The organism is Terrabacter sp. P2_E3 (genome assembly GCF_056403915.1).
On sequence record NZ_JBFUEN010000004.1, the window covers coordinates 196,050 to 207,652 of the forward strand.

Here is an 11,603-nt window from a genome sequence, read left to right on the forward strand (position 1 = left end):
CCGCGAGACCAGATCCACCGGAGCACGGGAGCCACGCGGCTGCCCCGTGCGGGAAAGGCACCAGACATGACCGAGGCGACTCCCGAGCACGTGACCCTGCCGAGTCCGGGCAGGCCACTCTTCTCGGTGGTCTCGGCCGTCTACAACGTCTCGCGCTACCTCGAGGAGTACATCGCCTCGATCGAGGCGCAGACCTTCGACCTCGCGCGACTCCAACTCGTCCTCGTCGACGACGGCTCGACCGACGACTCGCGGGCCGTCCTCGAGGAGTGGGCCACCCGCGCCCGCTGCGAGGTCGTCGTGCTGCACCAGGAGAACGCCGGGCAGGCCGCAGCCCGCAATGCCGGCCTCGAGCGGGCCACCGGTGAGTGGATCACCTTCATCGACCCCGACGACACCGTCAACGCGGTGTTCTTCGCCTCGATGGCCGCCTTCGCCGCCGCGAACCCCGAGGTCCAGTTCCTCTCGGCCAACGTCGTGCTGCGCAACGAGGGCACGGGCGAGCTCGGCAAGCACCCGCGCTGGAAGATGTACGCCGAGGACCGCCTCGTCGACCTCGACGTCGCGACCTCCTACATCCCGGGTAGCTCGACCACCTCGCTGATGCGCCGCGAGGTCATCGGCGACCTGCGCTTCAACGCCGGGCTGCGCCCGAACTTCGAGGACGGCGACTTCGCCGTGCGCTACCTGCTCGCGGCGCCCAGCCGCCAGACCGGCTTCGTCGGGTCGGCGTGCTACTACTACCGCAAGCGTGCCGACCAGAGCTCGACGTTGCAGACCGGCATCTCCGCGACGGGCCGCTACTCGACCGTCCCCCGCGACGGCTACCTCGAGCTGCTCCGCGAGGCGCGTCGCCGCCACGGCGCCGTCCCGATGTGGGTCCAGCACGTCATCCTCTACGAGCTGTCCTGGTACTTCTCGTCCGAGGACGCCATGGCCAACTCGGCGTCCGCCATCAGTGGTGACCTCGCGGCGACGTTCCGCGAGACCCTCGGCGAGATCGCCGAGCTGCTCGCGCCGGACGTCGTCGACTCCTTCACGATCCGCAAGTTCCAGCCGCACTGGCGCGACATCCTGCTGCACGGCCTCCGCGGCCGGGACTGGCACACCTCGTATGCCGTGACGGACAAGTACGACCGCACCAAGCGCATGGTGCGCGTGCTCTACCGCTACATCGGCGAACCGCCCGAGGAGGCGGTCTACTCGCGCGGTGAGCTCAAGACCCCGCGCTACGCCAAGACGCGCGCCATCGAGTTCTTCGGTGACACGCTCATGTGGGAGCGCGTCCTCTGGGTCGACGCCCGAGGCACCCTCGAGCTGCGTCTCGACGGCTCGCGGGTCGAGCTGCTCGGGGCCTGGAAGGGCGTCCGCACGCGTGCCCTGGGCGCCCGGGCGATCGCCAACCGCTTCCGTCGTCCGGGTCGGCGGCGCCGCGAGGCTCTCGACCGGCTCAAGGTCGACCCGGTGCGCGTGCTCGCCTCCCGCGCCCAGGTGCGCAAGCAGTTCGAGGGCGCCTGGGTGCTCATGGACCGCATCCACGACGCCAACGACTCGGGTGAGATCCTCTTCCGTTGGCTGCGCGACAACCGTGAGGACGTCAACGCGTGGTTCGTCCTCGAGAAGGACACCCCGGACTGGAAGCGGCTCAAGGCCGAGGGCTACGGCTCGCGCCTCGTCGCCCACGGCACGCTGCGGTGGAAGCTGCTCATGATCAACGCCGGGCACCTCATCTCCTCGCACATCGACGCGCCCGTGCAGAAGCCGCCGGCCATCCTCAAGCACATCGACCCGCGCTGGAAGTTCACCTTCCTCCAGCACGGCGTCATCAAGGACGACCTGTCCCGCTGGCTCAACCCGAAGCAGATGGACATCTTCGTCACGTCGACGCCGGGGGAGTACGAGTCGATCGCGGGTGACGGCTCGCCCTACGTCTTCACGGCCAAGGAGGTGGCCCTCACCGGGTTGCCACGCTTCGACCGCCTGCACGCCAAGGCGCAGCGGATCCAGGGCGACGCGTGCGACCTCATCCTCGTCGCACCGACCTGGCGCAACTGGCTCGTTCCGCCCCTCAAGCCGGGCAGCCAGCGTCGCGTCATCGACTCGCACTTCTTCGAGACCGAGTACGCCAAGGCGTGGACGGCCTTCCTGCGCAGCCCCGAGCTGACCGAGCTCGCCGCCCGCACCGGGCGCACCGTGGCGTTCCTGCCGCACCCGAACATCCAGCCGGTCCTGGCCAAGATGGACCTGCCCGACTCGGTCCTGCGCCTGTCCTTCGACGGCGCCGACGTGCAGGAGTACTTCGCGCGATCCGCCGTGCTCGTCACCGACTACTCGTCGATGGCGTTCAACGCCGCCTACATGGACCGCCCCGTCGTCTACTTCCAGTTCGACGCGCAGCGGGTCATGGCCGGCGGGCACGTCGGCCGGGCCGGCTACTTCCAGTACCCCCGTGACGGTTTCGGGCCGGTCGTCGAGGACGTCGAGGCCGCTGTCGCGGCCGTCGTCGACATCGCCGACAACGGGTATGCCGCCCGCCCGGACTTCCAGAGCCGCATCGACGCGACGTTCCCGATGCGTGACGGCCAGTGCTGTGCCCGCGTCACCGCGGCCATCGAGGAGCTCGACCAGACCCGGCAGGGTGAGCCCGGCCGGTCGAAGAAGGACCAGGCCGCGGCCGTGAGCCGCTGACGGCGGGCGGGCTCAGCCGGCGTCACCGGCCGGGCCCGCACCGTCGCCGGACGGCCGGAGCGACAGGTTGCCGTTGCGCGTGCGGTAGGCCTCGATGCCGTCGAGCGACGGCAGCGCGACGGTCGTGGGCACCTCGACGGGGTGCGGCTTGCGGGTCCGCACCGGGAGCCGGCTGCGCAGCGCCCCCACGACGTCGACCCTGACGTCCCAGGCCTTGGCGGGAGCTGCGGCCGCGCCGCGTGACGGCAGCTCGAGGGCCGCGTCGAAGGCGCCGTCAGGGCGCAGCCGTCCGACGGCCGAGGACAGGCGTGCGCTGGTGTCACGATCGACGATCGAGACTGCGAGACGCGCGCGCGCACCGATGCCGTCGTCGCCGTCGACGACCGTGCCGGAGAGGTGCAGGGCGCCCTGCTCGATCCGCACCTCGCGACAGGTCGCCGTCCAGATGCGGCGTCGCCGGGCGTGCTCTGTCGCGACGAGCGCCGTCAGGTCGTGGTCGGCAGACGCCTCGCCCGCGGGTCGGTACGGCCACCACCACCGGTCCGCACGCAGCGCGAGCGGGCGGTCGACGTGCAAGCGGCGGTAGGCGAAGAGGCAGGCGGCCACGGCGCTCTCGGTGCTGCCGTCGACGAGCTCGCGGATGACGAGGCGGTAGGGCTGGTCGAGACCCTCACGCAGCTCGGCGGGCAGCTCGGTGAGGTAGTCCCGCACCGCGGCGAGGAAGGCCGACCGGTAGTCGGCGTCCCGGGCGTCGAGGTCCTTGCCGTAGAGCGACAGGTCGTGGCGGACGAACTTGTCGAGCTTGGCCGACGCGAGGTCCGGCCGCCCGGCGAGCTGGACGTCGATGGCCCGGTTGGCGGCGAGGCGGTCGTGGAAGTTGGCGATCTCGTGGCGTCGCGCGGTGATCGACTCCTCACCCGCGACGTTGTTGACGTACCAGTGGTAGACGACCTCGTCGAGGGTCGCGATCCGTCGCGCCGTCGACCAGAGCGCCACGGTGAAGGGCTGGTCCTCGTAGAGGATGCCCTCCGGGAAGCGGATCGCGTGCTCGTCGAGCAGGGCCCGCCGCATGACCTTCGCGACGGCGATGGTGTCCTGCCACAGGGGTGAGCCGGGCGACAGCGGGTCGACCGGCCCCGTGGTGTAGCCGGTCGCCGGAAGCGGCGTGACACGGTCGGTCCGCTCGTTGTAGCGGGCCACGGCGCCGGCCGCGACGTCGGCGTCCCGGGCGAGCGCGGCCTCGAGGAGCCGGCGCAGCGAGCCCGCGACGTACGTGTCGTCGCTGTCGACGAAGGCCACCCAGTCCCCGCGGGCCTCGTCGAGGCCGAGGTTGCGCGGCGCCCCCGGGGCGCCGTCGTTGACGCCACGGTGCACGACGCGTACGCGATCGTCGTCGGCGGCCAGCCGGTCGGCGACGTCGCCGGTGTCGTCCGTCGAGCCGTCGTCGACGACGAGGACCTCGACGTCGGGTCCCTCGCACGCGGCGAGCGCCGACCCGACGGCCCGCGGGAGCCGTGCGGCGTCGTTGTGGACGTTGCAGATGACGGTCAGCAGGGGAGCGGCGGAGGGCACGCAGGTTCTCTTCCGGTCGAGGAGGGTCGGCCCATCCTATGGGCCCGTCTCTGAGTGGACCCTGTGCTCGCGGGTGCCCCACGAGCCCGACGAATCGGTCTCCGGCAGGTTCGTGCGTTAGTTTGTCTGGGTCATTTCGCGGTGGGCAGGGGCACAGCCCGCACAGGAGTACCAGCAATCCGGAGTGGATCCATTGGCACTGCCCGACAGACCGAGTGCGGCGATCGTCGGCGACGACAAGGACGTCGTCACCAGCCCCCGAGAGATCCCCGCTCAGGTCGCCCAACCGCGCAGGGACATCCAGGCGCTGCGCGCCGTCGCAGTCGCGCTCGTCGTGGTCTACCACTCCTGGCCGCAGCGGCTCACCGGAGGCTACGTCGGGGTCGACGTCTTCCTCGTGATCTCCGGCTTCCTCATCACGCTCCACCTCCTCGAACGTCCGATCCGTAGCGCCAAAGATCTCTTCTCCTTCTGGTCTCGTCGCATCCGACGGCTCATCCCAGCGGCCACCCTCGTGCTCGTGACGACGCTCGCGGCGAGCATCGTCTGGCTTCCCCAGACGGTCCATGAGCGGGTGGCGAAGGAGGTCCTCGCCTCGGCGTTCTACGTCGAGAACTGGTTGCTCGCACTGACCTCGACCGACTATCTCGCGACCGACCAGCTGCAGTCGCCGACCCAGCACTACTGGTCGCTGTCGGTGGAGGAGCAGTTCTACATCGTCTGGCCAGTGCTCATCGCCCTGGCCCTGCTCGTGTGCCGTCGCCGCGGGCTCTCGCTCCGCTTCCCACCGCTGCTGGTCATCGGCGTCGTCAGCCTGGCGTCCCTTGCCTTCTCCGCCTGGTTCACCCGAGAGGACGCGGGTCAGGCCTACTTCGTCACCACGACCCGGGTGTGGGAGCTCGGGGTCGGGGCGGCGGTCGCTGCGGCGGTCCACGCCGGCCTTCGCGCGCGGGGCGCCGTCGTCCGCTCCGTGCTCGTCTGGGGAGGCCTCGCCGCCATTCTGTGGTCCGCCATGGCGTTCACCGTCGAGACCTCCTTTCCGGGCGTCGCGGCACTGGTGCCCACGTTGGGGGCTGCGGCGGTCATCGCGGCAAGGTCCGACGACCTCCGAACCGGTCCACGGCGGCTCTGGTCCGGGCGTCACGTCCAGTGGCTCGGCGACGTCTCGTACTCGGTCTACCTGTGGCACTGGCCCGCCATCGTGATCGCGCCTTTCGTGCTCGACGAGGACGACATGCGGGCGTGGCAAAAGTGCGTCCTGATCGCCGGTGTGCTCTGCCTGTCGGGCCTGTCGAAACGCTGGGTCGAGGAGCCGTTCCGCTTCGCGCCGAAGCTGACTCAGAGCGTCAGGCGCTCCTTCGTGCTGCTCGGGGCCTGCCTCGCGCTCTCGGCCGGCCTCGCGGGCCTCGCCCTGTGGCACGGCCAGCGGGTCATTGACTCTGCCGCGACCGTCGTCGTGGACCCTTCGGCGCGGTGCGTGGGTGCAGACTTCTTCCGCACCGCTGCCTGCGCCACCCGCGACATGCCATTGCTGACCACGCCGGTCGCAGCTGCCAAGGACAAACCCGAGGTCTACTCCGACGGCTGCTGGAACGAACGCCCGTTCACCCGACGAAAGGTGTGCGGCTACGGCCCACGCTCGACCCCCGTGCGGATCGCCCTGTACGGCAACTCGCACGCGGGTGCCTGGTTTCCCCCGCTGCACACCCTGGCCCGCGAACGCGGATGGCGGATCGACACCTACCTCACCTCCGAGTGCTACTCGGTAGACGTGCCCATCTCCTTCAACCCGCCCGAGATCGGGGCGAACTGCCAAGCTTGGAACGACTGGACTCGCCAGCGCATCAACTCGGGGGGCTACGACCTCGTGGTCATGTCGGACCGTACGCTCCAACCGCTGGTCGGTGTGCCCGCGAACCGCAAGACGGCGGTGGCGCAGCAGGCCTACCGACGTGTGCTCGAGGGCTTCGTTCGCCAAGGCCTGCGGGTGCTCGTCATTCGCGACACCCCCGACGCGGGAGGAAATGTGCCGGACTGCGTGGCCCGCTACGCGGACGACCTCACGCGGTGCGGAATCGACGTGGACAAGGGCCTCGAACCCGACCCTTTGACCTCAGCAGCACTCCAGGGCGGGTTTCCCGCAGGAGCGGTGAGCACCCTGGATGCCACCAACCTGCTGTGCCAGACCGGCAGGTGTCCCGCGGTCGTCGGGGGTTTGATCACGTACTTCGATCACGGGCACATGACGACGCAGTACTCCATGACGCTCTACCCCGAGGTGGCCTCAGCGGTGACCAAGGCATTGCGCCCCTGACCCCAGGAGGAACGCCTGAGCGGCGGCCGGCCCGACGTACACGGTGTGCACGCCGTGGCGACTACTTGACGGTGATCGCCAGGGACGCCGGCAGGTCGTAGAAGAGCTTGTAGCGGGTCTCCCACGGCTCGAAGTCGGGGTCGGGGGCATGGACCCACCGCCCGCCGTACGGTAGGTGCCGGAGCACGACGCTCGACGCGCCATCCGCCACGGCCGTCCGAGCGGTCGCCTGTCGCGCCGCCGAGGCTTCGTCGATGCGGTGGTAGATCTCGTAGCGAACGACGAAGGCCGTGACCCCGATGACTGCCGCAGCGGCAACGAGGATGTAGGCCGAGGTTCGAGCGGGGACGCGGCCCAGGCGTCGCAGGCCGACGCGTGCGAGCACAGCGACCGCCACGAGGAGAAGGACGTACGAGGGAACGAAGCACCTGGGCCCGAGCGGCTTCACCACCAGGAGCGGCGCGATGAGGAGGACGAAGCCAATGGTGACGAACAGCAGGAGCCGCCGGTCCTCGTGGTCCTCCACCGTGACCACGGCACACGCCATCGTCACGAGCACGAGCACCAGGCTGGCGATTCCTCCCGACGTAAGAGCGGAGGCGTCGTGTGGCACCCACCACACGACGAGGACAGCGGCCACGAGGGCGACCACGCCGATGGCGCCGAAGAAGAGTCGGGCGGCGGCCCCGCTCGCGTGAGTCGCCCGGCGTGCCGCCACCAGGCCCAGCAGACCCAACAGGACGACGTTGAGTGCGGTGTTGAGAGCGACGCCGTATGTCCCGATGATCGTGTCGAGCGAGATGAGCATCTGCTCCGTTCGGCTCCCGCCCTGCGACCCGATCCTCTGGTAGCCATCCCCGCCTGAGAAGGCGCGACGATACGCGCCGTTCGAGAACATGGCGGCGGCCCCGAGCACCGCGCCCCCGAAGAGGCACCACAGGGACGCCCCGACGCCTCGACGCGTGACGAGCGACCAGAGGACGCACCCGCCCGTGACGGCGACGACGAGGATCGTCACGTGCTCGATGAAGAGCTGGCCGACGAAGGCAAGCAGGAAAAGAGCGACACCCCGCAGGACGGGGTGACTGGGGCGGTCGGAGGTCCGCGTCAGCGCAGACCGGACGGCCACCATGACGCCCAGCATTGAAAGCGTCGCGAGCATGTAGTTGCTGAAACCCGAGGTCCAGACGATGCCCTGGCGCCAGACGTCGACAGGGGTCGCGAGCAGGAGCGCATAGACGAGCACGTATCCGGTGAGCGTCCGGAAACGAGCGAGGTGCAGGACGAGGAAGGCGGCCGCTGCCACCGCCAGGGCCATCGCGACCGCCACCGCGGCACTCGACCTCGTGAGGACGAGGACGGCGAGGTTGCCGGCGTAGCGGCCGTTGTAGTCGGCGAAGAAGGTCGACAGCCGGTCGACGCCGATCTGCGAGCCCCAGGCCCAGTCGTCCCCGCTGTAGGGGAACAGGTCGGCGAGCACGCCGAAGGTCACGACGATGACGGCCAGGACCACGACCTCGAGCCCCCGCGGCAGCCGCTCCGCCGGCCCGCGCCACACGATCGGGTTCACCTGGTCGTTCCGACCACGGCGCCGTCCGCCGACGCGTCGACGTCACTGAACGGGTCGCGGTCACGCATGAGATGGCTTCCTAGCAGGTACGAGAACGGGATGGCGCAGATCCCTGCGATCAGAGGTGCGAGCCGCACGTTGACGTGAAGCAGCTCGACGAGCCCCACGACCCCCACCGAGGTGAAGAGGATGTTCGGGAGGTTGGAGAGTGGGAAGAGCAGGTATCTCTTCCACGTCGGCCTGACGTGGTAGGTGAATCGACAGTTCATGAGGAAGGAGAAACTGATGGAGACGAACCAGCCCACGACGTGGGCGACGAGGTACGGGGCGACCTGGACGATGAGCAGGTAGATGCCGTAGTAGACCCCCGTGTTGAGCACTCCGACCAGGGCGAACCGCATCAGGGGACGGAAGTGCTCGTCGATCATCGCCCTCATGTCGACGTGTGGCCGGTCTCGGCCAGGTCGACGACCTCGGGCTCCTCATCGAGCGACCCGTCGAACGCGTGTGGCGCGATCTGGGGGCTCGCCATGGACCCTTGGCTGTCGTAGGAGAGCAGGAAGATCGGGCGTCGTTTGGTCTCGTTGAAGATCCGGCCGACGTACTCTCCGATGATCCCGAGCGTCAGCAGCTGGACCCCGCCCATGAGAGAGCTGATCGCGATGGTCGTCACGTAACCTGGGGTGTCGACGCCGTTGATGAGGGCCGCCAGGAGAATCCACATCGAGTATGCGACGGTGATGCAGATGACGATGACGCCCATCCAGATGGCGAGTCGGAGCGGCCGGCTGTTGAACGAGAGCACGCCTTCGATCGCGTAGTTGAACAGCGAGCGCATGGTCCACGTCGACGCGTCCCGTGAGCTCGCGACGTCGTCGTACTTGATCTCCATCTGGGAGAAGCCCACCCACGCGAACATGCCCTTGGAGAAGCGGTGCACCTCGCCGAGCTGGAGCAGGGCGTCCACGCAGCGGCGGCTGATGAGGCGGAAGTCCCCGGCGCCGTCGGTCAGGCGGACCTCCATGAGGCCGTTGACCAGGCGGTAGTAGAGGCGGGACACGCTCTTGCGGACGACCTTCTCCTGGCCTCGCGTGCGTCGGGCGACGACTTGGTCCCAGCCCCGACGTCCGTAGTCGAGCATCGCCGGGATGAGCTCCGGCGGATGCTGGAGGTCGGCGTCCATGATGATGACGAACCGTCCGCGCGCCGCCTGCAACCCGGCGTACATAGCCGCTTCCTTGCCGAAGTTGCGGCTCAGGCCCAACGCTCGCACCCGTGGGTCCGAGGTCGCCATCGATCCCGCGAGCAGGCGCGTGTCGTCGCGGCTGCCGTCGTCGACGAGCAGGATCTCCCAGGAGCCGACCCGGTCGGACAACTCGTTGACGAGGGCCGAGTAGAGGGCTTCGAGGGTCGCCTCCTCGTTGTAGCAGGGGACCACGATGGACAGTTCCACGGCGCGGTCCGACGACTCAGTTCTCCCCTCCACGGGAGGCCACTCTACACGCGGCCGACCACGGGCCCGGACACTCGCCGAGCCGTCGCCCGGAACTTACTGTCGGTAGCCTAGGGGTGTTCGGACCGTTAGCCTGACGTCCATGGAGACCGTCCACGACCACGACGTCGTCGTCATCGGGTCCGGCTTCGGCGGGTCCGTGGCCGCGCTGCGTCTCGCCGAGAAGGGCTACGGCGTCCACGTCTACGAGGCGGGCCGCCGCTTCGAGGACGACGACTTCGCCCGGACGAGCTGGGACGTGCGCCGCTACCTCTGGGCACCGCGCCTCGGCCTCTTCGGGGTCCAGCGCATCCACCGGCTGCCCGACTGCCTCGTCCTCGCGGGCGCCGGCGTCGGTGGTGGGTCGCTCAACTACGCCAACACCCTCTACGTGCCGCCGACGCCGTTCTTCCGCGACCGCCAGTGGGGGCACATCACCGACTGGCAGGCCGAGCTCGCGCCGCACTACGCGACGGCCCAGCGCATGCTCGGGGTGACCGTCAACCCGTGCGACGGCCCGGTCGAGCAGCTGATGCGCGACACGGCGACCGACCTCGGTGTCGGCGAGACGTTCCGCAAGACCCCGGTCGGCGTCTTCTTCGGCGAGCCGGGCAAACGCGTCCCCGACCCCTACTTCGGCGGTGAGGGGCCGGCCCGCACCGGGTGCACGGAGTGCGGCAACTGCATGGTCGGGTGCCGCGTCGGTGCCAAGAACACCCTCGTCAAGAACTACCTCGCGCTCGCCGAGCGACGCGGTGTCAGCATCGAGCCGCTGCGCACGGTGACCCGGGTGCGGCCGCTCGACCCGGCTGCGCCGGAGCAGGGGTATGCCGTCACGACCGTCCGCAGCGGCTCGTGGGGTCGGCGTCGGGCGGGGGAGCGCACCGTCACGGCCGGCCAGGTCGTCGTCGCGGCAGGGGCGTGGGGCACGGCCCAGCTGCTCCAGGCCATGAAGGCCGAGCCCGAGGGGCGGGGGCTGCCACGCCTGTCGGACACGCTCGGGGAGCTGACCCGCACGAACTCGGAGGCCCTCGGTGGGGCGATGACGGCGCGGGTGCCCGACGGCGTCGACCTGACGCGAGGCGTGGCGATCACGTCGAGCTTTCACGTCAACGACACGACGCACGTCGAGAACTGCCGCTACGGCAAGGGGTCCAACCTCATGGGAGCGCTCGCCGTCATGCAGGTCGACGGCGGCGGACGCGTCCCCCGCTGGGTGCGTTTCGCCGGCACCGTCGCGCGCCACCCGTGGGTCTTCGCCCGGTCGCTGTCGAGCCGGCGCTGGAGCGAGCGCACCGTCATCGCCCTCGTCATGCAGAGCAGCGACAACTCGATCAAGGTGCGCCGCCGGCGCGGCCTCCTCGGGTGGCACCTGACCTCGACGCAGGGCCACGGCGAACCCAACCCGACCTTCATCCCCGAGGGCAACGAGGCCGTGCGCGCCATGGCGGCGCGGCTCGAGCGCACGACGGGGGAGCGGGCTTGGCCCGGGTCGTCGGTCGGCGAGGTCCTCGACATCCCGATGACGGCGCACTTCCTCGGTGGGGCGGTCATCTCGGACTCTCCGGAGCACGGGGTCGTCGACCCGTACCAGCGGGTGTGGGGCTACCCCGGCCTGCACGTGCTCGACGGATCGGCCGTCTCGGCAAACCTCGGGGTCAACCCGAGCCTGACCATCACGGCGCAGGCCGAGCGGGCCGTGTCGTTGTGGCCCGTGCGTGGCGACGCCGACCGGCGCCCGGCCCAGGGCGAGGCCTACCGACTCGTCGACGCCTGAGCGCGTCCGGGCTGCCGGGCCGCGACCCTGCCGTGTGCGGTCGACGGTGCCCTGACCCCCGCAGGTGCACACACGACCGGACCACCCCAGCGAGTGCCGCTCCTGCTCTTCTCGGCCGTCACCGGGAGCCTGTGGTACCCCTGACCGGTCGGGTCGGGGCGCACCCGATCTGGAGATGAGGGAGGGTGAG

7 protein-coding genes are annotated in these 11,603 nt (G+C 69.9%); 3 read left to right on the top strand and 4 right to left on the bottom strand.

What is annotated here, in order from left to right; all coding sequences use genetic code 11:
* The first annotated feature begins 66 nt into the window (after window positions 1-66).
* Window positions 67-2,688, top strand: a complete 2,622-nt coding sequence (locus tag AC1DW8_RS06975; protein WP_478092824.1) for a bifunctional glycosyltransferase/CDP-glycerol:glycerophosphate glycerophosphotransferase — start codon at window positions 67-69, stop codon at window positions 2,686-2,688.
* A 12-nt stretch (window positions 2,689-2,700) separates the two neighbouring features.
* Here AC1DW8_RS06975 and AC1DW8_RS06980 read toward each other — a convergent pair whose 3' ends face one another.
* Window positions 2,701-4,260 (bottom strand): glycosyltransferase family 2 protein, encoded by a 1,560-nt coding sequence (locus tag AC1DW8_RS06980; RefSeq protein WP_478092826.1) that lies wholly within the window; start codon window positions 4,258-4,260, stop codon window positions 2,701-2,703.
* Window positions 4,261-4,453: 193 nt separating this feature from the next.
* Between AC1DW8_RS06980 and AC1DW8_RS06985 the strand changes: the two genes are divergently transcribed.
* Window positions 4,454-6,574: an acyltransferase family protein gene (locus tag AC1DW8_RS06985; RefSeq protein WP_478092830.1), complete on the top strand. Its 2,121-nt coding sequence runs from the start codon at window positions 4,454-4,456 to the stop codon at window positions 6,572-6,574.
* 61 nt (window positions 6,575-6,635) lie between these two features.
* Here AC1DW8_RS06985 and AC1DW8_RS06990 read toward each other — a convergent pair whose 3' ends face one another.
* The 3 genes from AC1DW8_RS06990 to AC1DW8_RS07000 are packed head-to-tail and all read right to left on the bottom strand — an operon-like array spanning window position 6,636 to window position 9,597.
* A complete protein-coding gene (locus AC1DW8_RS06990) occupies window positions 6,636-8,144 on the bottom strand; it encodes a DUF6056 family protein (protein WP_478092832.1) in 1,509 nt (502 codons plus the stop codon).
* Complete coding sequence (locus AC1DW8_RS06995; RefSeq protein WP_156415626.1) at window positions 8,141-8,572, bottom strand: GtrA family protein; 432 nt, start codon at window positions 8,570-8,572, stop codon at window positions 8,141-8,143. The genes AC1DW8_RS06990 and AC1DW8_RS06995 overlap by 4 nt, the downstream gene beginning before the upstream one ends.
* A 5-nt stretch (window positions 8,573-8,577) precedes the next feature.
* Window positions 8,578-9,597 (bottom strand): glycosyltransferase family 2 protein, encoded by a 1,020-nt coding sequence (locus tag AC1DW8_RS07000; RefSeq protein ID WP_082619920.1) that lies wholly within the window; start codon window positions 9,595-9,597, stop codon window positions 8,578-8,580.
* Between the two features lie 142 nt (window positions 9,598-9,739).
* Between AC1DW8_RS07000 and AC1DW8_RS07005 the strand changes: the two genes are divergently transcribed.
* Window positions 9,740-11,413 carry a GMC oxidoreductase gene (locus AC1DW8_RS07005; protein ID WP_478092837.1) on the top strand — a complete coding sequence of 558 codons (1,674 nt, stop codon included), beginning with the start codon at window positions 9,740-9,742 and terminating at the stop codon, window positions 11,411-11,413.
* Window positions 11,414-11,603 lie beyond the last annotated feature (190 nt).

What these genes read in the sequence shown, in the direction of transcription:
- AC1DW8_RS06995 (WP_156415626.1), bottom strand. Translation starts at nt 8,572, where the DNA reads ATGATCGACGAGCACTTCCGTCCCCTGATGCGGTTCGCCCTGGTCGGA.
- AC1DW8_RS07005 (WP_478092837.1), top strand. Translation starts at nt 9,740, where the DNA reads ATGGAGACCGTCCACGACCACGACGTCGTCGTCATCGGGTCCGGCTTC.
- AC1DW8_RS06975 (WP_478092824.1), top strand. Translation starts at nt 67, where the DNA reads ATGACCGAGGCGACTCCCGAGCACGTGACCCTGCCGAGTCCGGGCAGG.